Origin of the sequence: Burkholderia sp. THE68 (assembly GCF_009938265.1) — a bacterium.
Classification (GTDB): Bacteria; Pseudomonadota; Gammaproteobacteria; order Burkholderiales; family Burkholderiaceae; genus Caballeronia.
Map to the genome: position 1 here is coordinate 441,749 of NZ_AP022319.1, position 23,253 is coordinate 465,001.

The window sequence follows — 23,253 nt, forward strand, 5'->3', positions numbered from 1 at the left end:
ACGGGCTAGTTGCAATAACCCTGCGATGCATACGTACCACCGCCACTGGGCGCCGCGCTGCTGCACAGCGAATTCAGCAGCGACGCGATGTTGCCCGAGCCGTAATTCCCATAGGTCGCGTTCGGATACTGCGTGTTCTGCCGGAACTGCGACGCGTAGTTGTCCTTGGGCGCGTTCGGGTCCGACGATCCCCAGGACGTTACGCCGACGATCGCAAGGTTCGACGAATTGCCGACGACCGCGCCGCCGGCGAGCGCGGCATCGCGTGCTCTGAAGTTCACGATCCACGGACCGCCGCTCGCGCCACCCGTGAGATTGCTGCCCTGCCAGAGTTGCGATGCGCCGCTGACTGTCGTCGTGTAGGTCGGGCCATCGGTTCGCTGCATGATCGCGCCGCCATCGAGCAACGCCGGATAGCCAAACGTCGTGACGGCCGCCGTCTGAAGATTGCCGGTCTTGGGCGACGATATGAAGGAATAGTTGTTCCACCCATAGTTCAGATAGCCGGTGATGTCGCCGATGAACTGGTTCGATGCGTTCTTCGCCAGCGCGATCACCGCGATATCGTTGTTGCGCGCCGAGCCCGATCCGGTATCGGTGCCGTTCGCCCACGTCGATGGCCGGACCAGCGCGATCCAGGACCATCTGCCGTAAGGCGCGATTTGCGCGGCCGTGGCGCCGGAAGCGCCGTAGTGTCCGGGGATGAACTGCCAGCCCGAGAAGAGCGTGCCGCCGCCGCCGAAGCTCTGGATGCAGTGCGCCGCCGTGACGATCACGCTGCGGCGAATCAGGCTCGCCGTGCAGTATCCGGCCGAAAACGTGAGCTTGCCGATCGCCCGGTATGGATATGTGGTGCTGAGGTAGTTCGCGGTCGTGGTGCCGGACGCGCTTTGGTTGCCGTCCTGCACGCGACCGGTTGTATATGGAATGCCGAAATCGCCGAAGGCTCTCGTCTGTGCATTGCTCACGATGCCGCTTTGCGTCTTCATGCCCGGCGTATAAGGCCCGGCGTCGGTATTCGGCACGATCGAAGAGGTGTCCGGCGGAAGCAGCACGTTGACGACCGGCTTGAGATTCGACACATCCGCTGCCGCAGTGCGCGCCTCGGAGGGGTTCGTATTCACGACGACTTCATCGTCCGCACGGGCGATGCCCGCGCTCGCCATCGACAGTGCGACGACTGCCGTCGCCCCGATGCAGGCGACTGGTTTGCATCTTTGCATGACGTCCTCCGGTTATAGATAAGATGTGTCAATGTTTATCTGATCTTTTGTTTGGTATTCCTAAGTCTTATGAAGAACACTGCTTTTACGATGAATTCTTCTCCTGCGGCGTACGCTTAACTTCGACGAATCAGCGCGACAATCAGTAAAGCGAACAATAAAGAACTCTAGTCCATAAATTCGCTCGTCTCGGTACTGATTCTTTGGTCAGCGGATATGTGCGATTTCCACGTAACGATATGTCTGACGGCATCTGCGGCCCAGAGCACATAGCGTGTTTGACGGCTCACAACCATACAGTTAGCCTACATATAACCGATGAAGAGCTTTCGCATCAGGTTACGGCGAACGCCCTTCTTTCTCGATGCTGACGGCAGACGTCGTCCGCGTGATACCCCTCGATCTTCACCGCCGATGGCCGCACCAGCCGCCATCGCCAGTCACAAGTCCGACGAACGAAGCCGCCGCAAGCGGTCACGATCCGGGCTTTCCCACTGCGCGCAAACGTTCTCTGCGCGGTCTCGCACGACGTAAAACGACAGTGGCCCCGCTTCGGGTTATGTAACGCACAGAACGCTCCATGGAGCCTGTCATTCTTGCCCCACGTCGCATCTGACGCTTCAGGTGACGCGTGGCGAAGAAAGACCATAAGGGGCAACCATGAGTAATCCTAAAAAATTGACGTTAAATACCGCGATCAAACTCAGCGTGATCGTGATCGCCGCGGCCGTGTCGAATTTTGCGTCCGCGCAAACGGCGGCGGATCCTTGCACGAACCAGACATCTCCGGGATGCGCGCCAATCGTTCTGAGCGCCGTGATGACCGTTGCGGCGGCGGACTCGCCGGCGGGCACAGCCCCGGCGACGGAATCGACGGCCGATACGACGTCACCCGTCGTGCCCCTGATCCAGGGTGGTCACGGCAACGCCGGATCGACCGGATCGACTGGAGCAAGCGCGGGCGGGGGCACGAGCGGATCGAGCGGCACGAGCGGTTCGGGCGCCGGTCAGGGCTCGACCGGCTCCGGACCGGGCGCTACGGCCGGCGCGGGCGGCACGGGAGGCACGGGCAACGGATCGTCGGGCGCTCCCGGCAACGGCTCGGGATCGACCGGAGGCGGAAACACGGGTGGTGGCGGTGATTCGGGCGGAGGCGATTCAGGCGGAGGAGATTCCGGCGGAGATACGGGTGGTCATGGGCACCACGGCCATGGTCATGGCGACGGGGATGGACACGGCGACGGGGATGGACACGGCGACGGCCATGGTCACGGCCACGGCGATGGCGATGGCGACGGTCACGGCGATGGCCATGGTCACGGTCACGGCGATGGCCATGGTCACGGCGATGGCGACGGACATGGCGACGGACATGGTCACGGCCACGGCGATGGTGACGGACATGGCGATGGTGACGGACATGGCGATGGTCACGGCCACGGCGATGGCGACGGGCACGGCGACGGCCACGGACAAGGTCACGGCGATGGCGACGGACATGGCGATGGCCATGGTCACGGCCACGGCGATGGCGACGGGCACGGCGACGGCCACGGACAAGGTCACGGCGATGGCCATGGCGACGGCCACGGCGATGGCAACGGGCACGGTGACGGCCACGGACAAGGTCACGGCGATGGCCACGGTGACGGCCACGGCGATGGCAACGGACATGGCGATGGCCATGGCCAGGGTCACGGCGATGGTGACGGCGGTCACGGCCACGGTGCTGCCGGTCATGGCGATGGTGGTCATGGCGATGGTGGTCATGGCGATGGTGGTCATGGCGATGGTGGTCACGGCGACGGCGGTCACGCCAGTGGAAATGGCAACGGCGGTGATGGCGGTGGTCACGGTAGTGGTCATGGCAATGGCGGCAGCGGCTCCGGTGGCGGTCACGGCAACGGCGGCGGTAATGGCGGCGGCAACGGCGGCGGCAACGGCGGCGGCAACGGCGGCGGTAACGGCGGCGGTAACGGCGGCGGCAACGGCGGCGGCAATGGCGGCGGTAACGGCGGCGGCAATGGCGGCGGTAACGGCGGCGGAAATGGCGGCGGTAACGGCGGGGGCGGTCATGGTGGTGGCGGCAACGGCGGCGGCAATGGCGGCGGTAACGGCGGCGGTAACGGCGGGGGCGGTCATGGTGGTGGCGGCAACGGCGGCGGCGGCCACGGTGGCGGCGGCGGTAACGGCGGCGGAAACGGTGGTGCTGGCGGCGGTAACGGCGGCGGAAACGGTGGTGCTGGCGGCGGCAACGGCGGCGGCGGCCATGGTGGCGGCGGCGGCAACGGCGGCGCTGGTGGTGGCAACGGCGGCGGCGGTCATGGTGGCGGTGGCGGCAACGGCGGGGGTAACGGCGGCGGCAACGGCGGCGGCGGTCATGGCAGCGGTGGTGGTAATGGCGGCGGCAATGGCGGCGGCAACGGCGGCGGTGGCGGTGGCGGTGGCGGTGGCGGTGGCGGTGGCGGCAACGGAAATGGCGGCGGCGGTCATGGCGGCGGCGGACACGGCGGTGGCGGCGGCAACGGCAACGGCGGTGGCAACGGCGGCGGCAACGGCGGTGGCAACGGTGGCGGCAACGGCGGTGGCAACGGTGGCGGCAACGGCAATGGCGGCGGCTCGGGCGGCGGTCACGGCGGTGGCGGCCATGGTGGCGGCGGCCACGGTGGCGGCGGCAACGGCGGTGGCGGTGGCGGTGGTGGCAACGGCGGCGGCGGCGGCCGTGGCCGCTGATCGAGCGGCAGCACAACCATCGCATTACTGATCAACCGATCAGCGCAAGTGAAGAACCGATGCCCTTGACCAGGCATCGGTTTTTCTTTTTGCATTCTCCACTCGACCAGAGATCATCCACGCGCACGCCAATCACGGGAACAATCGTGACGCGCGCGTACGCCCGGCTCCAAATCACGCCCACATCAGCAAGCTTCACCTCCCCCGCAGGCAACGCTGCGCCGCTCGCATAACCTAAAGTAATGGCGCCGGGAAAATAAAGCGCATTGACGGTGTTTTTGCGCAAACCAATACTCGGCCCCAAGCGCAAGCAATCGAGCAGCTCCCAAACCGAAGGAAGCTTTCGCGAAGCCACCACCATCCGCACACGCACGTCGAGCAGACGTTTCAACAGACTTGAGGCCATGAACTCGGTAGAAAGAATTTTCACTCCCGCGCCAGAGACGGACGAACGATTTTCGGACCCCGGCACGTGGGAAAGTGGCGGCAGGCTCTGGCCGAGTGGCGAGCAACGAACCCTGACGTGTTGTCGCGTGGTCGACGAAACCCACGACGTGAGAACTTTCGAATTCCGTGTCGGAGATGGCGCGCCGGTGCGCTTCGAGCCCGGTCAGTTCATGACTATGTCGGCGAGCGTACACGGACAATCGGTGGAGCGCTGCTACACGATCTCATCGCCGCCGACGCGGCCTTACCTGCTGTCGATCACCGTCAAGCGCGTGCCCGGCGGCGTCATGTCGAACTGGCTGCACGACCACATGAAGCCCGCAAGCCTGCTGCGCGCCTACGGCCCTTCCGGCACGTTCACAGCGACGGCCGCCGGTTCCGCGAAGTCGCTTTATTTGTCGGCGGGTTCGGGCGTGACCCCATTGATGTCGATGACGCGCGCGAGCATCGACCTCGGGCTGGATCGTGACGTCGTCTTCGTTCATAGCGCGCGAACGCCGGCCGATATCGTTTTCAGGAAGGAACTGCGGCGACTCGCCGAGTCGTCTCCGCGCCTTCGCACCTACTTCGTCTGCGAGGGAACCGGCGATGAAGAAGACTGGACAGGACCAACCGGCCGGCTCAGTCTTCAATTGCTGTCCGAGTGGGTGCCCGACTATGCCGAGCGCGAAGTCTTCACATGTGGTCCGGCCGGATACATGAACGCCGTGCGCGCGCTGCTGCGCGAAGGCGGACACGACCCGGCGCGCTATCACCAGGAGAGCTTCGACATCACCGCCGGTGTCGCGCCGGAGCCCGCTCACGAAACCGCGACCGCTACGCAGGAGACGTTCACCGTTAAGCTCTCGCGCTCGTCGAGAAGCTTCAGCATGGGCCCCGCTGAAACGGTGCTCTCAGCGGCGAGAAAGGCCGGTGTCTCGATACCATCATCATGCAGCCAGGGCGTCTGCGGCACGTGCAAGACACGGCTGATCGAAGGCACGGTCGATATGAAGCACAACGGCGGCATTCGCGACAGAGAAGTCCAGAAAGGATTCCGGCTGCTCTGCTGCAGCCGGCCGACTTCCGATCTGGTCCTCGAACTCTGACGCATCTTCGAACTCTCCAGGAGCGACAGCATGGCCGGCGACCGCCTGTCCGAAGCGAAGAGCACGGTTGAACAAGGCGGAAAGGAAGCGCTATTGCGCGACGTCCGCGCATACAGGCTCGGGCGAGTGCAGGCGCAATTGCGCGCGCACGACGTCCCGGCGATCCTGCTGTACGACCCCGTCAACATTCGATATGCAACCGACACATCGAACATGCAGGTCTGGGCGGGACGCAATCCGGCGCGATACATCATGGTGTTCGCCGATGGCCGCATCGTCGCCTGGGAGTTTCATAGCAGCGAGCATGTCTGGGACGGATTGAATCTCGATGTCGAGTTGCGGCACGCCCTGAGCTGGACCTTCTTCAACGCGGGACATAAAGCCGAACGGCGCGCGGAGGCATGGGCCGCCGAGATCATCGACGTATTTCGAAAGCACGCTCCGGGCGACCAGCGTCTGGCGGTCGATCGGCTCGACCCGTTCGGCAGCGCGTGTCTCGAGAAGCAAGGCATCACGTTGCTGGACGGTCAGGCCTTGATGGAAACGGCGCGGCTGATCAAGTCTCCCGGCGAGCTGGTCCTGATCGGCGAGTCGTTGCGAACCGCCGAGACAGGCATCGCGCGAATGCGACGCGAGTTGCGCCCGGGAATAACCGAGAACGAACTCTGGGCCCATCTTCACTTCGAAAATATCCGGCATGGCGGAGAGTGGATCGAAACGCGGCTGCTCGCTTCCGGAGACCGGACGAATCCGTGGATGCATGAATGCTCATCGCGCGTGCTGAACGACGGCGATCTCCTCGCGTTCGACACCGACATGGTCGGACCGCACGGCTATTGCTCCGATATCTCGCGCACCTGGCGGGTGGGCGACGGCCGGCCATCGGACGAGCAGCGCAAACTTTATGAATATGCCTATGCGCAGGTTCACAACAACATGGAGCTCCTGCGGCCCGGCATGACGTTCCGCGAGTTCTCCGAGAAGGCGTGGAAGATTCCGGAGCCGTTCATCAGGAACCGCTACTGCTGCCTCGCGCATGGCATCGGCATGGTCGATGAATATCCCTCGATCGCGCATCAGGTCGATTGGGACAGCTCGGGCTATGACGGACGGTTCGAAGCGGGCATGACGGTGTGCGTCGAAAGCTATATCGGCGCTGAGGGCGGCACGCAGGGCGTCAAGCTCGAACAGCAGGTCGTGCTTACCGAGCAAGGTTGCGTCTCGCTCACGGCGTGCGGCTTCGAGACCGACTGGCTGTGAGCCAGTCCTGCCACAGTATGTCTCACGCGATGACACTGTGCCCCGCGTATCCGCGTGCCGACCCGACATGTCGAGTCGGCACGTCTTATGCATTCGACGCACGGCAGCGCCCGGATCACGCATCCGGTCATTCACGCTCGCCTCGTCACGATAACCATGGCATCGGAAAGCGAACTGCAGGACTGGCGCGGCGACGCCCTGAAGATGGAAGCCGCTGTCGCGCATGCCGTCGTCGGTCAGAAGGATACGATCCACCTGATCAACGTCGCTCTGTATGCGCGCGGACACGTCCTGCTCGAAGGCGGCGTGGGCGTAGGCAAGACGACCTTGCTGCGCGCATTCGCGCGGGCGACGGGCGGCGATTTCGAGCGCATCGAAGGCACCATCGACCTGATGCCCGGCGATCTGATCTATCACACCTTCGTCGATGCGGACGGCAAGCCGCGCATCGATCCCGGTCCGCTGCTGCGCCACGGTGAACAACTCACCACCTTCTTCTTCAACGAAATCAACCGTTCGCGGCCGCAGGTGCAGTCGCTGCTGCTGCGCGCGATGGCCGAGCGCACCGTGTCCGCGTTCGGCCGCGACTATCGCTTTCCGCATCTCACCGTGTTCGCTGACCGCAACAAGGTCGAGAAGGACGAGACCTTCGAACTGGCCTCCGCCGCGCGCGACCGCTTCCTGTTCGAACTCAACATGCCGACGCCTTCGAGCGCCGACGTGCGCCGCGCGCTCGTGTTCGACCCGGTTTTCCACGATGCCGACGCGCTCATGCAGGCCGTCCCCGCCGCCGTGATCGATGCCGCGCGCCTGAACGACATCGGCGCGGCGATCCAGCGCGGCGTGAGCCTCAGCCCGAGCATCGAGAAATACGTGCTCGACATCTGGCAGGCGACGGAGACGCCGCAGCGCTTCGGCATCGAGATCGATGGCGTCGACATGGAACGGCTGATTCTCGCGGGCGCGAGCCCTCGCGGCATGAGCGCACTGGTGCGCGCGGTGCGCGCGAACGCCTGGCTCGATGGCCGTCTGCACGCGCTGCCCGAAGACGTGCACGCCGTGCTTTTACCCGCGCTCGGTCATCGCGTGTTCTTCACGCCGGTGTATGAAATGCGCCGGCACGAGATCGCCGAAGCACTCATCGCGACGATGGTGCAGAAGATCGCGGTGCCTTGAATCATGAAAGATCCGGTCGAATTCCACTATCGACTGCCGGGACGCGCGCGCGGCTTCAGGCCCGGTTCGCATCCGGGGACGAGCTTCGGCGCGGGACAGGAATTCGCCATGCACGCGCGCCTGTTCGATCATCCCGATCCCCGCAGGCTGGATCTGCGCGCGAGCCAGCGCTCGGTGCCGCAGCAGTGGCTCGTGCGCCTGCATCTGCAGCGCGTCGCGGTGCCGGTACAGGTGATCGTCGACGTGTCCGCGTCGATGCGCTTCGGCACGGACCGCACGAAGCTCGATCTCGCCGCCGATTTCGTCGAGGCGCTTGGCTATAGCGCATTCCGGGCCGGCGATCAGGTCGGCATGCTCGGGTTCGATCACGAAGCGCGCGAGGACCTTTTCGTGCCGCCCCGGCACGGCCGCGCCGCCGGCGACGAAATGGCGGCGCTGTTGCGCCATTGCGTACCGTCACCCCACACGGCAAATGGCGACGCGGGTCTTGCGCGCACGCTCGACCGTCTTGCGGGCCGTCGCGGGCTGGTCTTTCTGGTATCGGATTTTCATTGGCCGCTTACGCGCCTCGACGCGGCGCTGGACCGCCTCGTCAGCGCCCGCGTCGTGCCTATCGTGATCTGGGACAAGGCCGAAATCGAGCCGCCGGACGCGGGCCGGTTCCTGCCGGTGCGCGACATGGAAACCGGCGGCAAGCGGACGCTCTGGCTGCGGCCGCGCATGGTCGAACAGTGGCGCGAGAATGTCGCGAGGCGCCGCGTCGAACTGAAAGCGGCGCTTGGCAGGCGCGGCGCGCATCCGTTCTTCGTCGAAGGCGCGTTCGATGCCGAAGCGCTGTCCCGCCACTTTCTGGAAAGCGCCGCATGAGACGCGGCCGGGCCGTGCGTATGGCCATCGTCGCGATGATTGTCGCGCTGAATGGCCCTTGCCACGCGCAGGATGCCATCGTCGAGCAACCGCGCGCATTCGGCCACGTTCTCGGCGATGTGCTGACACAACGCGTGCTCCTTCCCATCGATGGCGACCTGCCGATGCCATCGGCGGGACGCGTCGGCGTGTGGCTCGAACGCCGCGCGCCGCGCATCGAGAAGGATGCGCAGGGCCGCTCGTGGATGGTCATCGACTATCAGATCGTCAACGCCGCGCAGACGCTCACGCAAGCCGAACTGCCCGCATTCGAACTCGCGGCGGCCAACGGCGCAACGCTGCATGTGGCCGCGTGGCCGATCAGCGTCGCGCCCCTGACGCCGCGCGCGTCATTCCGCGCGGGCGATCTTCAGCCGCTGAGGCCGGACCGCATCGTCGCGCCGCCGGATCAAGTGGAACCGCGTCGCCGCATGCTGATGATGCTCGCGCTCCTCTTCGTCACGCTGGCAGGCTGGGCCGCGTGGGCATCGTGGCGCAGGCGCGAGGACGCGAGACGGCTGCCCTTCGCCCGCGCATGGCAGGCGATTCGCACGCTCGATACCCACGACATCGACGCCAGCGACCGAGCATGGCTCCATCTGCATCGCGCGCTCGACGAAGCCGCCGGTCAGGTCGTTCACGCCACGTCGCTGCACGCGCTGCTCGCGCGCGCGCCGTATCTCGAAGCGCTCCGGTCGCGCGTCGAAGCGTTCTATGCAAGCTCGCAGCAGCGCTTCTTCAATCGCGATGGCGCACCGACGCCGTTCGCCCTGCGCGAGTTCGCGCGAGCGCTGTATCAGGCCGAGAAGAGGCGCTGACGGTCATGCCTGTCGATTTCCTCCGGCCCTGGCTCCTGCTCATGCTGCCGCTCGCGCTTCTACCCTTGCTGCCGAGGCCAGCGGAGGCATTCTCTTATTCGTCGATCGACTGGCTGCCGCGCGATGCCATCGGCGCGGCGATCGAACATGGGCGACGCCTGTGCGCGATGCTGGCGCTGCTCGCCATCGTCTTCGGTCTGGCGGGTCCGGGGCGCTCGCATGTGCAGGTCATGCGCACCGGCACCGCCTCCGAGATCCTGATTCTGATGGACCGCAGCGCGAGCATGGATGGCGTGATGTCGAAGACGCCCGTCGCCGAGCCGCGCGGTCAAACGAAGAACGCTGTGGCACGCCATGCGCTCGAACGCTTCGTTGCCGGGCGGCCGGACGACCGGCTCGCCTTCATGATGTTCGGCATCAGCCCCGTTCTCGCCGTGCCGTTCACGGCGAATCACCGGATAATCGACGCGGCGCTGTCGGGCACGGCGATCGGCCGCGGCACGCCGGACACGCGCCTCGACCGCGGCCTGATCGCCGCAATCCGTCAGTTCGATGGACACAGCTACGCCGGCCGCCGCGCCATCGTACTGGTCTCCGACGGCGGCGCGCATCTCGATGCAGACGCGCGCGCCGCCATCAGCGGCGGCCTGGCGCGCAATGGTGTCGCGCTGTACTTCGTCTATCTGCGAAGCGGCGTCTACAGTCCCGATCTCACGAAGCCCGCTCTCGCCGACGATCAGTCCGAGGAAGCGGAACTGCATCGCTATTTTCAGGGGCTTTCATCGCCCTACCGGCTGTATCAGGCGGAAGACGCGGCAGCGATGGCCACGGCGATGTCGGACATCGACCGGCAGCACAGCGCGGTCGTGACATTCGAGGAGCGCCTGCCACGGCAGGATTGCAGCACGCTGTGCTTCGCACTCGCGCTCTTCGCGTGCGCGGCGCTGCTGGCGCTGCGGCTCGTTCAGGTACGGAGCTGGTCATGAGGCGCGGCGCCGTTCACCTCGCATTCGGCGCAGCAGCGCTCTGCTTCGCCGCGATGGCCGCTTACGACTGGGCGATGCTGCGGCACGCGCAAGCCGTCGCGGCGGCGCTGAACGCAGTCACGGCCAATGGCCCTGCCACACAGCAGCGTGACGACGCGCTCGAAGTGCGGCTCGCGCGCGCGGTGTCGCTCGCGAAAGCGGGACGGCCGAACGAGGCGCAACGGCTCTTCGATGCGCTCGTCACGCAGCCCGACGATCACGCGATACAAGCCGCAGCGCTGTTCGATCTCGGCAACATGCATCTGCGCGAAGCGGCCGGTGTGGACGGCGCGGGTCCGATCCGTTCGCTGCCGCTGCTCGAGCAAGCCAAGGAGCGCTATCGCGCGGCGCTGCGGTTGATGCCCGACGACTGGGACGCGCGCTACAACCTCGAACGCGCGCTGTGGCTCGCACCCGAAACGCCCGGCGATCAGGAGGACGCGGAAGTCAAGAAGCGCTCGACGGTGAAACTGCGCGGCGCGCAAAGCGATGATCTGCCATGAGCGCCATCGCTGCGACGGTCGCGTTTCTGAAACGGCGAAACTGGGCCATCGTCGCGGCCGTGCCCCTGCTTGCCGCCGCGGTCTGGATGCCCGATGTGATGTTTCAGCGCAACGTGTACAGCTACATCGTCACGTTCGACATCACGCAAAGCATGGATGTCGAGGATGTCGGCACCGGAAGCACGCCGGTCAGCAGGCTCGACTTCGCGCGCGCGGCCATGCGGGAAGGTCTGGAGCGTTTGCCGTGCGGATCGAAGATTGGCTGGAGCATCTTCACGGGACAGAGCACGTTGCTGCTCGTTCCGCCGATCGAGGTCTGCGCCAATTTCGATGCGCTGCTCGCTTCGCTGGACAGTATCGGCGGCGACATGCGCTGGACCAACTGGAGCCGCGTGGCCGAAGGCGGCGTTTATGCGGCCGTGCGCACGGCGACAAGCATAGGACATGATGCGAGCATTCTGTTCTTCACGGACGGGCAGGAAGCGCCGCCGGTCCTGCCCGGCGATCAGCGCGTGACTGATATCCCGCGCGGCCAGGTGAAGGGCTGGCTGATCGGCGTCGGCGGCGATCAGCCAGCGCCGATTCCGCGCACCGACCGGGACGGCAAGCGCATCGGCTACTGGCGCGCGGATGACGTGATTCAGGTGCCGCCGCAATCGCGCGCGAGTGCGGGCGTTGAAAGCCACGAGGAACTGTCCGAGTTGCGTGAGCGGTATCTGTCGTCGATCGCGCAGCAAGTTGCCTTCGACTATCGCCGATTGCGCGCGCCGCAAGACTTGATCGCAGCGATGATGGACGAGCGTTACGCGCATCGCGACCGCGTGCCAACCAGTCTGAACTGGGCGCCTGCAGCGCTTGCTCTCGCGCTGCTCGTGTGGCGCTTCCTGCCGGCGCCCGCCCGCATACGCTCAAGGCGTTTGCAGCCCGCCGTCCATCAAACGCGTTTGCGTCCATAGCGTGACGTCGCGCTCGCACGGATACTTCGCCGCTTCGGTCTCGTCGAGATCGACGCCCAGCCCCGGCCTGTCGTTCGCGTAGACGAAACCGTTGCGAAACTGCGGCAGCCCGGGGAACACATCGAGCAACGCCTCGCGCGGTCCTTTGAGCTCCTGGATGACGAAGTTCGGCGGCTCCGTGCCCGACCATTCCTGCACGCCGAAATTACGCGACGCGAGATCGATATGAATGTTCGCCGCATGCGCGAGCGGCGACATATCGCCCGGACCATGCCACGCCGTGCGTACGCCGAACTGCTCCGCGAAAATCTGCAGCTTGCGTCCCGCCGTGATGCCGCCGATCTGACTCAGATGCACGCGGATGAAATCGATCAGACGTTCCGTGATCAGAAAACGCCACTCGTACGGATTGTTGAAGAGCTCGCCCTGCGCCAGCGGTGTCGTGGTCTTCTCGCGCAACTGGCGCATCCACTCGCCCTCTTCGAGCGCGATCGCATCTTCGAGAAAGAACAGTTCGTAGGGTTCGAGTTCGCGCGCAAAACGAATCGCTTCGATGGGCTTGAGGCGCTCGTGCACGTCATGACACAACGCGACATCGAAGCCGATCTTGCTGCGGATGCCATCGAACAGTTTGAGCGTTTCGCGGATGTACTTGCGGCTGTCGAGATAGATACCGTCCGCCGCGCCTTCGGGCGCATGGGACGGCGCGCGGCCGAACGCGCCGCCGCCATAACCGCCGCTCTGACAGCGGATATGCGTGATGCCCTGCTCACGATAGCGCTGGATGTTCTCGCACAGTTCGTTCAGATCGCGGCCATCGGCATGACGATAGATCGGCACGCCTTCGCGCACCTTGCCGCCGAACAACTGATACAGCGGCATGTTCGCCTGCTTGCCCTTGATATCCCACAACGCCATATCGACGCCTGAAATGGCGTTGTTTTCGATCGGACCATTGCGCCAGTACGCGTTCTGATGCATCAGCTGCCACAGCTCTTCGATCGCTTCGGCATCGCGTCCGATGAGCAAAGGCCGCAAGTATTCCTCGATCAGACACTTGACCGCGAGATGACGGTAAGCGAACGTCGCGCAGCCGAGCCCATACAAACCGGGCTGATTCGTCTCGACCCTGACGACAATGAGATTGATGCCTTCCGGCGCGGTCAGAATGACCTTGACGTCGGTGATGAGCGTTGCCATTGCGTTAATCCACGAGAGCGGAAGACACGGCATCGGACTTCGTGCCCGCGCCTCCCCTGGGTGTCGAGCGCTGGCCCGACTGCGCGGGCACCAGCATCATGAGGACGACCGCCGCGAGCAACGCCGCAGCCATGAACACGTAGGATGCCGAAGGACTTCCCGTCGCGCCATTCAGATACCCGACGAGCCACGCACCGAGGAACGCGCCGAGCGCGCCACATGCGTTGATCAGACCGATCGCGCCGCCCAGCACGTTGCTCGGAATCAGTTCGGGCACGAGCGCGAAGAACGGTCCGTACGGCGCATACATCGTCGCGCCCGCGATCACGAGCAACCCGAACGACAGCCAGAAATTCGAGCTTCCGACGAGATAGGACCCGACGAACGCGATCATGCCGACCAACAGCAGGGGCCACACGAAGAGCTTGCGATTGCGCGTCTTGTCCGACAGATACGACGCGATCAGCATCAGCACGATGGCCGCGAGATACGGCACGGCGGAGAGCCAGCCGACCGATACGATATCGATCGTCTTCGATGCCGACTTCAGAATCGAAGGCAGCCACATGATGAAACCGTACACGCCGATGCTCCACAACGCGTGAATCGCGCAGCATTTGAGCACGATCGACGAACGGAACGCCGCCTTGTAGTCGCGCACCGGCGCGATATGCGCCTGCTCGGACTTGAGGATCGCGTCGAAATCGGCTTTCTCCTTGTCGCTCATCCACGGCGCGTCGGCCGGACGATCCTTTACCGTGAACCACCACACGATGGCCCACAAAACCGCAGGCACGCCTTCGATCACGAACATCTCGCGCCAGCCGAAGTTGCGCACGAGATAGCCGGACACGATCGACATCCACAGCACCGTCACCGGATTGCCGAGAATCAGGAACGTGTTGGCGCGCGAGCGTTCGGTGCGCGTGAACCATCGGCTGATGTACATGAGCATCGACGGCATCACCGCCGCCTCGACGATGCCGAGCACGAAACGCAGCGTCATCAGCATCGGAATGTTGCTGACCATGCCGGTTGCGGCGGCGCACACGCCCCACAGGATCAGGCTCGCGAAGATCAGTTTCTTGACGCTGTTCTTCTGCGCGTAGATCGCGCCGGGCACCTGAAACAGGCAGTAGCCGAGGAAGAACAGCGAGCCGATCAGCGATGAAGTCGCGGGCGTGATGCCCAGGTCCTTGTCGATGCCCGCCGCCGCCGCGAAGCCGTAGTTCGCGCGATCCAGATAAGCGAGGCTGTACGTGATGAAGATGATCGGCATGAGATGCCACCATCTTTGCGGCGCTATCGTCTTTAAGCTATCCATAATATCTCCGATGTCAAAGGACGGCGAGCCAGCCGCCATCGACGTAAATGATCTGTCCGTTCACATAGCTCGATGCGGGCGACGCTAGATACACCGCCGTGCCGACGAGTTCTTCGGGCTTGCCCCAGCGTTGCGACGGGTTGCTGCTCTTCACCCATGCGTCGAAGCTCGCGTTATCGACGAGCGCCTGATTCATGTCGGTGAGGATGTAGCCGGGGCCGATCGCGTTCGCCTGAATGTCGAACGGCGCCCATTCGGCGCTCATCGCGCGCGTGAGCATCTTGATGCCGCCCTTCGCGGCCGTGTAAGGCGCGACGGTGGCGCGCGCGCCCTCGCTCGTCAGCGAGCCGATGTTGATGATCTTGCCGCCGCGCTTGCGCTCGATCATGCGCCGCGCCGCCTCCTTCGCGACGATGAACGCGCTCGTCAGATTGGTATCGATCACGCGTTGCCAGTCGGCAAGCGCGAGTTCGATCATCGGCTTGCGGAACTGGATGCCCGCGTTGTTCACGACGATGTCCACTTCGATGCCCTCCGCGTCCCATGCCGCGAAGGCGGCGGCGACGGACGATTCATCGGTCACGTCGAAGGCCCGGCCGCGCGCATCGAAGCCTTGCGCCTGCAGGCGGCTCACCGCGACGTCGACGGTATCGGCCTTCGTGCCGTTGACGATGACGCGCGCACCCGCCGCCGCGAGCCCTTCCACGAGTGCGTAGCCGATGCCGCGCGCCGAGCCCGTGACGAGCGCCGTGCGGCCATTGAGATCGAACAACTTGTTCATGCGTGTTTCCCTGATCAGATACATTCAAAAACGCGGACGCGAGCGCGCCCGCGCGACCTCTTTTCGAGGCTGCGGTCCTTCAATTGCGTATCGGAGACGCGCTGCTACAGAGGCTTGTCGTTTGCGGTGCGATTGAGCATCGCGCGATCGTCGAAGTCCTTTTCCGCGCGTTCGATCAGCGTGAGCACGGCCTGCTCGGCAGCGGGCGCATCGCCTTGCTCGATGGCGATGCACAACGCTTCGTGCATCGGCAGCGAGCGCGCGGGGCCGCCCTCGATCTCCGAGCTCAACTCGAAGCTCGTGCGCAGGATCGCGGAGAGCGCGTTTTGCATCTGCTGAACGAACTGGTTGTGGCATGCGGTGAGGATCGCGCCGTGAAACGCGAGATCCGCGGGCACGTATTCGCCCTGCCCCGCGACGGCGCGCTCCATTGCCCTGAACGCGCGACGCACCGCGACGCGGTCTTCCGGTGTCGCGCGCTTTGCCGCGAGCTTGGCGGCGTTCGGCTCGATGATCGTGCGCAATTCCATCAGGTCGCGGATGAGATCGGCGTCGACCGTGCCGGCGCGCGCGCGCCATGTGATGACGTCGGGATCGAACAACTGCCAGCTCGAGCGCGGCAGCACGATCGTGCCGTGACGGCGTCTCACCTGGAGCATGCCCTTCGCAGACAGCGACTTCATCGTCTCGCGAATCGTGATGCGGCTTACCTGCATCAGTTCTGCGAGTTCGTCTTCGGCGGGCAGAATCTCGCCCGGCGCGAATTTACCCGCGCAGATCTGCTCGCCCATCTGGTTCAGCACTTGCCGGTGCAAGGTTGGCATCGGATTTCCTTCTAGATCATACGTATGATGTTGAAGGTATCAGAGCACGGCGCATCGGAACAATCAGGGTTGACCCTGCTGTCTGCGCAGATACATGCGGCGATAGAGCATCGTCCAGACCGTCAGTCCGCCGTAGCAGGCGTATCCGATCCAGTTCGAATCACGTCCGGCGTGTTCGACGTCGATCGAGTTGACCACCCACAGTCGCAAGGCGTTCTCGCTCACAAGGCCGATGCCCCAGACGGCCGTCATCAGCCGAATCGATCGCACGAGTTGCGGGCGGTTTTGCCACATCGCGTCGAATTCGCGTTCGCGGCCCTGACGCTCACGCGAGAGCGTCGAGCGCGCCAGGTAAAACACGAGCGGCCGGCGTAACAGGAGCGAAAGCAGAAACAACACGCCGATGGTGCCGCTAACCAGTGGCGCACGCGATTGCAGAAGCCAGTTCGCGGGTTTCAGCGCAAGCACGCAGGTGGAGATCAGAATGCCGGCCAGTACGATCGCGCTCAGGGCATCGAAATGAGAAAAACGGGCAAGGTCGACGCAAACCCAGATACACAGCGGCACGGCTGAAGCCAGGAGCGCGCCTTCTGTGCCGAGACTCGGCAGTGCGAGTCGATAAGCGACCCAAGGCAGGATCACATTGACGAGGAACGCAAGCGCGTAGCGCACTGAAACGGCTCCGTGGCGGTTGTCACCGTGAATCGTCGCAGCGTCGGACCGGTTTCGCGCAGACCTGACGCCTGTCGAATAATATGGTGAAGGTCCGTGATAAAGCCACTGACATCATGATCAAAGCCGAAGACCGACTGGCGCGCTTTTATGCGCTCTCCGACGGAATCTTTGCCGTCATCATCACCGTCATGGTGCTGGCATTCAAACCGCCGACGGGTCACGATTTGCGCGCGTTGCTGAGCCTATGGCCGGATCTCGTCAGCTATGCGGTGAGTTATGCATTTGTCGCCGTGGTCTGGTTGAACCATCACGCTGTGCTCCGGCACGCTCAGCATCTGACCGGCACGTTGGCACTGGCCAATTTCGCCAACCTGTTCGCGATATCTTTCATTCCATTTACCACGGCCTGGCTCGCTGAAAGCGAAATGGCCACCTTTCCGCTCACGCTCTATGCGCTCGTGTTTCTTCTGGTGCAGGGCACCTATATGGTCCTGATGTGGGAAAGCTATTCCCATCATCGAGAGAACAGAGCTGACGTTTATCCCCGAAGGTGGCAGTGGTTCAGGGCGTGGATCATGCTGACGGTATTCTTCATATCCGCTTTGGTCGTGATCATGCCGCCGCTCTTTCGGCTCGGATTGCTCGCTTCCTTTCTTATTCTGTATTGCCGTCCTGATCCGTTCCTGCGCAATCGTCCAGCACGCTAAACCTTCTGCTTATCCCCGCGATAGACAATCTCGACATTCTCCGGCGATGGCGTCAGCAGCAGCAATCCCACGAACACGATAACCGGCGTAAGGAACAGGCTCAGAAGAAAGCTGCCGAGATAACCGATATGCGTGCGCCGGCCACGATAAGCGACGAGCAGGCAAAGCACGACATAAACGAAGGTTGGAATGACGATCATGATGGCGCCTCCCGAAATCGAATCAAGGTTTCTTCACGCCGGGGCTGGCGGCCTGAGAAAGATTCCTGTCATTGCCTGAACCCGTGCTGCCGCCACTGTTTTCAGCACCCGAACTTCCATCGCCCGCGTTGGGGAAAAGCTTCGGAAGCTCATGCCATTGCGGAAGCTGATGCGACTGCGGGTCCACCGGCTTGGGCGCAGGCAGATCCGGCTGTTTGGCAATATCGCTCCCGAGAATCAACGGGAGCTGATCCTTCCCGCCGCCCACGACGACGATCTTCGAGTTACTGGAATTGGACAACTGCACGGTCGCTTCGATGCCTCGCCATGTCAGCAATTGAGGCGTCAGCGAATTGGCGACGATGGAATAGAAAGTCTGAATGCCGATAGCTTCGATCCTCTTGCGCTCCGCTTCATCTTTCGCCTGCGCGATCAGGAACTGATAGGCCTGCGCATTCTGCTCTTCCGTGAGCTTTCGGTTGATCGAGTCATTCACGGTTGTCGGCAGATCGAGATCGCGCACGACAACGCGCTCGAAGAAAATGAGCCCTGCCGCAGCCGGCGACCCGTGCATCTTTTCGAGTATGCGGCCTTCCAGTTCTTCGACGTTGATGCGATACAGATCATGCGGATCGCTCTTGCCGATGATATCGCGCACGGCGCCGAGCGAAATCGGCCGCACCACGCGGTCGACATAATCATAGCCGACTTCCTGATGCAGCTTTCCCGCGTTATCCGGCACCGGGCGATACAGAACCGAAATCTCGACCTGGACACTGAGTCCGTCCCGGGCGAGCGCATGGACGCTTTCGTCGAGCGTCTTGGTCCTGACTTCGTAGGTATAGATCCGATCAAACGGCCACTTGACGTTGAGCCCTTCGTGATAGACGAAGTTCGTCTCGGTACCGTGTCTGAGCAAGCGATACAGCACGCCGACGTGCCCCGCCGGAATGATGATGAACACAAAGGGAATCAGCGCGAGCACGATGACGCCGACGATCAGCGACACCGCAATGAACTTTTCGCTGCGGCTCATCCGATACCGGACGTGCCTGACTACGCGATGCTTTTGAGGTTCGGAAGCATCGTCATCGACTGGATCCGCTGTGCTCATCTGGCATCAACTCGTGCGGAGAACGAAGAATTCGGATAAATTGGCGGCGCAAGAAGTGTTTGCATAGTAACATCGAGCGCAAGATCGGACGACACCCCCGGATAGAAATGCTCGCTCCCGCATCTGCTTCCATCCCCTCCATAGACGCCTCGGCAACGCCCGCGCAATTGCGGCGTTTCTTCTACGCGGCCTATTGCGACACGCCCACGCCATTGCGATGGCTGAGCGCGATTCGCCCGTATGTCTGCCCTTACGACAAGCTGCTGCAATTCGTCCGCGACGGCGCCGATGTGCTCGACGTCGGCTGCGGCGCGGGCTCCCTGCTCGCGGTGCTCGCCGCGACAAAGAAGATCCGGCGCGGCGTGGGTTGCGACGTCATGGCGCCGCCGCTGGAATCGGCGCGCGCCGCCGCGCAGCGGCTCGGCGCGCAGGACATGCTGACGTTCGAACATATCCGGTCCGTCGCCCACGCGCCCGAAGGGCCGTTCGATATCGTCGCGATGATCGATGTCCTGCATCACGTTCCGCCGCCGGACAGGCGCGATGTATTTGCAGCCGCCGTCCATCGTGTCAGGCCAGGCGGCATCTTTCTCTACAAGGACATGACGGCGCGCCCGGGCGGGCGACGCCTCGCTCATAACATCGACGATTACGTATTTACGCGCGAGTGGGTGGAGCAGGTCCCCGAAGGCGCTGTGGAAGCCTGGGCGCGCGATCACCAGCTCGCTCTCGTGCATGATGAGTTCATTCCCCGCCTGATCTATGGGCACGAGCTTCGGGTCTTCCAGCGACTCGAGCATTGAAACGAGCGTCCGAACTCCTTCAGACGCGCGTATGGACTGCTTCGAGCGCATCTGAAGGAAAAATGCTCAGTGATGCTTGTGGTGTTTCCGGCAGTGAATCAGGCGGGCTTCATTCCACCGGCGGACGTGCCGCCTCTGCTCTCGCCTTGCGGGTTTCCTTGGCCTTGTCGACCAGATCGCTGACGTGATTCCACAGGTATTTGTCGGTCACCGATTTCGAGTAGGAATCGGCCGCTGCGAGCAGCAGACCCACCGGCCCGAACAGCATCTTGATGCCGATGCCAGCGGCGACATGCGCGGCCCCGTTGACGACGTTTCCATCCATCAACAGACTCGCGCCGGGAACGAATGCTTCACCCACGAGCTTGACGCCATTGGTGGCCGGACTCGTGCTGCGGACCACAGCGGGCGTGTCGCTTGTAATTTTTTCCGTATGAGGAGTTTCGGCGACTGCAATGTTGTCTTTCATGTCATTACCCTCAGGGAAACTTAATTGACAACTTCAATCACACTAGAACAATATACGCAGAAATTCTGGTGACTACCAGTAAAAAGGTGGTGTCGCATGGTCGTCATGATCCCTGGTGGAAATGATCGCATAAAGGCATCGCAAATGTGTGACACGGCAACCGGAGCCGTGTCGTGATGCGCCGGCACATGCTTCTTTCGGCGTATGTGCTTACTCCGGGTAGCCACTTCGGCGCAATGTGGCGCCATCCCTATAGCGAAACCGATTTCTGCGATCGCGAGCTCTACGAAAACCTCGCTCGCAGCCTCGATCGCTACGGCTACGACTATGCTTTCGTGCCGGAGTCGCTCGCCGTTCCAATGGGCGATGACGGCGTCTGGCAAACGATGACGAGCCGTGGCGCGAGCGGCGCGCTCCGTCACGATCCCGCGCTGCTCGTTTCACCGATGATCGGCGTAACACGGCGACTCAGGTTCACGGTCACGCTGTCGACCACCTTCATGGAACCGTATCATCTCGCCAGAACGCTTAGTACACTGAATCATTTCAGTCATGGCCGCATGGCATGGAATATCGTGACTTCGGCGGGAGCGAGCAATGCCATCAACTTCGCGCATCTGACATCGCTCGATCACAGCGATCTGTATGAGCGCGCCGAAGAAGTGCTGACGGTCTGTAACGACCTCTGGTCTTCGTGGGATGAAGGCGCGCTCGTCGCCGACAAAAAATCGGGCGTCTATGCCCGCGCCGACAAGATCCGTCAGATCGATCACAAAGGCCGTCACTTCGACATACGCGGCCCGTTGACCTTGCCTTATCGGGGAAATCCGACGCTGATGGCCGCCGGCGTGTCGCCCCGAGGCCGGGACTTCGCGGCGCGCTGGGCGGAAGTCATCTTCGCCATCCAGAACGAGCCCGCCGCCATGCGCGAGTTGCGTGACGACGTCCGGGCGCGCGCCGCGCGCATGGGCCGCTCGCCGCAGGACATCCGCCTGATGGCCGCCGTGCAGCCCGTGATCGGTGAAACGCGCGATATCGCCGAGGCTCGCGCCGCGCATCTCGACACGCTCGTCGCGCCGGACGCGGCGAGAAGCTATCTGGCCGCGATGCTGGGCCTCGATCTGTCAGACGTGTCCGGTGATGCGCCGCTGCAGCCGATTCTCGAAAGCCAGCACAGGCGGCCCGCGGTCGACGCAGGCGGCACGCTGGCGTGGCTCGCGAAGCTGCTCGACACGAGGCCGGACGTCAGCGTCGACGAGGCCGCCATCGCGCTGTCGGGCAGCACGGGCACGCCGCGTCTCGTCGGCACGGTGGTTGACATCGCCGATCAACTGCAAGCCTTGTTCGAAGACTGCTGCGACGGCTTCGTCATCACGCCGACGCATTTCCCGGGCACCTTCGAGGAATTCGGCCGCGCAGTCATTCCCGAGTTGCGCGCGCGCGGACTCGTAGCCAGTCATCATCAGGATCACTGACGGAATGGACGCATTGACCGATCAGATCGGAGGCGGCCACGACGCTGCGCGCTGGTCCGCCGACGGTTTGGCCACGCTGACCGTGTGCGACCTGCTGGAGCGGCAGGCCGCGCGCACGCCGACCGCCTTGGCACTGGTGCAAGGCGCCCGGCAGATGACCTATGCCGAACTGAACGTGCGTGCGAACCGGCTCGCCGATCAGCTCATGTCGCGCGGACTCGGGCCAGGCGACATCGTCGCGATCGCGCTGCCGCGGTCGTTCGACATGGTGATGGCCATTCTCGGCGTGCTCGGAAGCGGCGCGGCCTATCTGCCGCTCGACCCCGCGTATCCCGCCGAGCGGCTCGCCTTCATGTCCCGCGACGCGCGCCCGTCGTGCGTGCTGACCAGCACCGCGCTCGCCGCCGAACTGGCCGATGCCGTGCAGGACATACCGATACTGCATCTGGTCGACCTGCCCGGCAACGAACAGTGCGCCGAAGGGGAAACCGCCGTTCGCGGCGGCGCGCGTGCGCGGCCGCTCGATGCGGCCTACGTCATCTACACATCGGGTTCCACGGGCAGGCCCAAGGGTGTGGTCGGCCTGCACGCCGGTCTGGTGAACCGCCTGTGCTGGATTGCCGCGACGTATCCGTTCGCGCCCGGCGAGACGGTGCTCGCCAAGAGTTCGATGAGCTTTATCGACGGCGCCACGGAACTCCTCGCGCCGCTGATCGCCGGCGCGACCGTCGCGCTTGCCGATCCGCAAGTCGCCCGCGACCCGGCGCTGCTGGCAGCCGAGATCGCGCGTCTGGGCATCGGGCGCATCACGATCGTGCCGAGCCTGCTCGCCGCCCTGCTCGATCAGCCCGATCACGCCGCGCTGAACCAATGCCCGCTCTGGATATGCAGCGGCGAGCCGCTGCCGCCCGCGTTGGCCGCGCGCTTCGCGGCGCGCGTGCCGGACGCGTGTCTGGTGAATTTCTACGGCTCGTCGGAAGCGAGCGGCGACAGCCTGCACGCCGTCGCTACGATGCAGAACGGCGCGCCGATCGGCCACGCGCTCTGGAACACCTCGGCTTACGTGCTCGACGAAAGCCTGCGGCCCTGCCCCGACGGCGAGCCCGGCGAACTCTACCTCGCCGGCGCGGGACTGGCGCGAGGCTATCTCGGACAACCCGGCCTGACGGCGGAGCGTTTTCTCGCCGATCCACATGGTCCGCCCGGCTCGCGGATGTATCGCACGGGCGATCGCGCGCGGCGGCGCGGCGACGGCGAGATCGACTATCTCGGCCGCGCGGACCGGCAAGTCAAGATTCGCGGCTTCCGGGTCGAGCCCGGCGAGATCGAGGCGGCGCTGCTCGCGCACAAGCAGGTTGCGGCGGCGGCCGTCGCCTTGCAGGAGAATGAGCGGCTCGTTGCTTATGTCGTGCCCGCGTCCGGATATGAAGAAGCCACCGTGCGCGACGCGCTGGCGCGACGGATGCCGGATTACATGGTGCCGTCGTCCTTCGTTGCGCTGCCGGCGCTGCCGCTGCTTCCCAATGGCAAGCTCGATCGGGCCGCT

The 23,253-nt window shown here is 63.9% G+C and carries 23 protein-coding genes and 1 pseudogene; 12 read left to right on the forward strand and 12 right to left on the reverse strand.

The genetic code is table 11. The annotated features are described in order from the left end of the window. Positions 1-5: 5 nt before the first annotated feature. The 4 genes from BTHE68_RS30745 to BTHE68_RS30760 form a co-directional block, all read right to left on the reverse strand. Positions 6-1,223: a trypsin-like serine peptidase gene (locus BTHE68_RS30745; RefSeq protein ID WP_232078282.1), complete on the reverse strand. Its 1,218-nt coding sequence runs from the start codon at positions 1,221-1,223 to the stop codon at positions 6-8. Between the two features lie 620 nt (positions 1,224-1,843). Beyond that, the gene (locus BTHE68_RS30750) at positions 1,844-1,996 is read right to left on the reverse strand and encodes a hypothetical protein (RefSeq protein WP_162070073.1); all 153 of its coding nucleotides are present in this window, start codon (positions 1,994-1,996) and stop codon (positions 1,844-1,846) included. A gap of 385 nt (positions 1,997-2,381) precedes the next feature. Further along, complete coding sequence (locus tag BTHE68_RS37205; protein ID WP_162070074.1) at positions 2,382-3,872, reverse strand: hypothetical protein; 1,491 nt, start codon at positions 3,870-3,872, stop codon at positions 2,382-2,384. A 115-nt stretch (positions 3,873-3,987) separates the two neighbouring features. After that, positions 3,988-4,386, reverse strand: a complete 399-nt coding sequence (locus BTHE68_RS30760; protein ID WP_162070075.1) for a hypothetical protein — start codon at positions 4,384-4,386, stop codon at positions 3,988-3,990. Between BTHE68_RS30760 and BTHE68_RS30765 the strand changes: the two genes are divergently transcribed. From BTHE68_RS30765 to BTHE68_RS30800, 8 genes are all read left to right on the forward strand, one after another. Next, the gene (locus tag BTHE68_RS30765) at positions 4,361-5,491 is read left to right on the forward strand and encodes an FAD-binding oxidoreductase (protein WP_162070076.1); all 1,131 of its coding nucleotides are present in this window, start codon (positions 4,361-4,363) and stop codon (positions 5,489-5,491) included. The two genes, BTHE68_RS30760 and BTHE68_RS30765, sit on opposite strands and share 26 nt — an antisense overlap. A gap of 30 nt (positions 5,492-5,521) precedes the next feature. After that, positions 5,522-6,751, forward strand: coding sequence for a M24 family metallopeptidase (locus BTHE68_RS30770; RefSeq protein WP_162070077.1), 1,230 nt, complete (start codon positions 5,522-5,524; stop codon positions 6,749-6,751). Positions 6,752-6,907: 156 nt separating this feature from the next. Further along, the gene (locus BTHE68_RS30775) at positions 6,908-7,927 is read left to right on the forward strand and encodes an AAA family ATPase (protein WP_162070078.1); all 1,020 of its coding nucleotides are present in this window, start codon (positions 6,908-6,910) and stop codon (positions 7,925-7,927) included. Positions 7,928-7,930: 3 nt separating this feature from the next. Further along, positions 7,931-8,794: a DUF58 domain-containing protein gene (locus tag BTHE68_RS30780; protein WP_162070079.1), complete on the forward strand. Its 864-nt coding sequence runs from the start codon at positions 7,931-7,933 to the stop codon at positions 8,792-8,794. Next, positions 8,791-9,651, forward strand: a complete 861-nt coding sequence (locus BTHE68_RS30785) for a hypothetical protein (protein WP_162070080.1) — start codon at positions 8,791-8,793, stop codon at positions 9,649-9,651. The genes BTHE68_RS30780 and BTHE68_RS30785 overlap by 4 nt, the downstream gene beginning before the upstream one ends. Positions 9,652-9,656: 5 nt before the next feature. Then, positions 9,657-10,637, forward strand: coding sequence for a vWA domain-containing protein (locus BTHE68_RS30790; protein WP_162070081.1), 981 nt, complete (start codon positions 9,657-9,659; stop codon positions 10,635-10,637). After that, positions 10,634-11,179 (forward strand): MxaL protein, encoded by a 546-nt coding sequence (locus tag BTHE68_RS30795; RefSeq protein WP_162070082.1) that lies wholly within the window; start codon positions 10,634-10,636, stop codon positions 11,177-11,179. Before BTHE68_RS30790 ends, BTHE68_RS30795 begins: the two co-directional genes overlap by 4 nt. Further along, entirely contained in the window at positions 11,176-12,135 is a 960-nt protein-coding gene (locus BTHE68_RS30800; RefSeq protein WP_162070083.1) for a vWA domain-containing protein, read from the forward strand. Before BTHE68_RS30795 ends, BTHE68_RS30800 begins: the two co-directional genes overlap by 4 nt. On the opposite strand, the gene BTHE68_RS30805 is transcribed toward BTHE68_RS30800, so the two are convergent. The 5 genes from BTHE68_RS30805 to BTHE68_RS30825 all read right to left on the reverse strand — a co-directional run bounded on the left by BTHE68_RS30805 (position 12,088) and on the right by BTHE68_RS30825 (position 16,936). Continuing rightward, a complete protein-coding gene (locus BTHE68_RS30805) occupies positions 12,088-13,335 on the reverse strand; it encodes an enolase C-terminal domain-like protein (RefSeq protein ID WP_162070084.1) in 1,248 nt (415 codons plus the stop codon). The two genes, BTHE68_RS30800 and BTHE68_RS30805, sit on opposite strands and share 48 nt — an antisense overlap. Positions 13,336-13,339: 4 nt before the next feature. Continuing rightward, positions 13,340-14,659: an MFS transporter gene (locus tag BTHE68_RS30810; protein ID WP_162070085.1), complete on the reverse strand. Its 1,320-nt coding sequence runs from the start codon at positions 14,657-14,659 to the stop codon at positions 13,340-13,342. 13 nt (positions 14,660-14,672) lie between these two features. Continuing rightward, the gene (locus tag BTHE68_RS30815; protein ID WP_162070086.1) at positions 14,673-15,440 is read right to left on the reverse strand and encodes an SDR family oxidoreductase; all 768 of its coding nucleotides are present in this window, start codon (positions 15,438-15,440) and stop codon (positions 14,673-14,675) included. Positions 15,441-15,544: 104 nt separating this feature from the next. Further along, positions 15,545-16,264: a FadR/GntR family transcriptional regulator gene (locus BTHE68_RS30820; RefSeq protein ID WP_162070087.1), complete on the reverse strand. Its 720-nt coding sequence runs from the start codon at positions 16,262-16,264 to the stop codon at positions 15,545-15,547. Between the two features lie 63 nt (positions 16,265-16,327). Next, positions 16,328-16,936: a VC0807 family protein gene (locus tag BTHE68_RS30825; protein WP_162070088.1), complete on the reverse strand. Its 609-nt coding sequence runs from the start codon at positions 16,934-16,936 to the stop codon at positions 16,328-16,330. Positions 16,937-17,052: 116 nt separating this feature from the next. Here BTHE68_RS30825 and BTHE68_RS30830 point away from each other — a divergent pair, with 116 nt between their 5' ends. Continuing rightward, positions 17,053-17,646 (forward strand): TMEM175 family protein, encoded by a 594-nt coding sequence (locus BTHE68_RS30830; protein WP_162070089.1) that lies wholly within the window; start codon positions 17,053-17,055, stop codon positions 17,644-17,646. On the opposite strand, the gene BTHE68_RS30835 is transcribed toward BTHE68_RS30830, so the two are convergent. Together BTHE68_RS30835 and BTHE68_RS30840 are read right to left on the reverse strand one after the other, a co-directional pair. Further along, entirely contained in the window at positions 17,643-17,846 is a 204-nt protein-coding gene (locus BTHE68_RS30835; RefSeq protein WP_162070090.1) for a hypothetical protein, read from the reverse strand. The two genes, BTHE68_RS30830 and BTHE68_RS30835, sit on opposite strands and share 4 nt — an antisense overlap. A gap of 22 nt (positions 17,847-17,868) precedes the next feature. Continuing rightward, positions 17,869-18,882 carry a prohibitin family protein gene (locus BTHE68_RS30840; RefSeq protein WP_232078284.1) on the reverse strand — a complete coding sequence of 338 codons (1,014 nt, stop codon included), beginning with the start codon at positions 18,880-18,882 and terminating at the stop codon, positions 17,869-17,871. A gap of 185 nt (positions 18,883-19,067) precedes the next feature. Here BTHE68_RS30840 and BTHE68_RS30845 point away from each other — a divergent pair, with 185 nt between their 5' ends. Next, complete coding sequence (locus BTHE68_RS30845) at positions 19,068-19,763, forward strand: SAM-dependent methyltransferase (protein ID WP_162070092.1); 696 nt, start codon at positions 19,068-19,070, stop codon at positions 19,761-19,763. Positions 19,764-19,872: 109 nt separating this feature from the next. Here the strand turns inward: BTHE68_RS30845 and BTHE68_RS30850 are convergent, their stop codons facing one another. After that, positions 19,873-20,232, reverse strand: a complete 360-nt coding sequence (locus BTHE68_RS30850; protein WP_162070093.1) for a DUF6072 family protein — start codon at positions 20,230-20,232, stop codon at positions 19,873-19,875. A gap of 176 nt (positions 20,233-20,408) precedes the next feature. Between BTHE68_RS30850 and BTHE68_RS30855 the strand changes: the two genes are divergently transcribed. Both BTHE68_RS30855 and BTHE68_RS37375 read left to right on the forward strand, forming a co-directional pair. Next, positions 20,409-21,707 carry an NtaA/DmoA family FMN-dependent monooxygenase gene (locus BTHE68_RS30855; protein ID WP_232078335.1) on the forward strand — a complete coding sequence of 433 codons (1,299 nt, stop codon included), beginning with the start codon at positions 20,409-20,411 and terminating at the stop codon, positions 21,705-21,707. Positions 21,708-21,711: 4 nt separating this feature from the next. Then, positions 21,712-23,250, forward strand: a pseudogene (locus BTHE68_RS37375) (amino acid adenylation domain-containing protein); the annotation flags it as partial. Between the last annotated feature and the right edge of the window lie 3 nt (positions 23,251-23,253).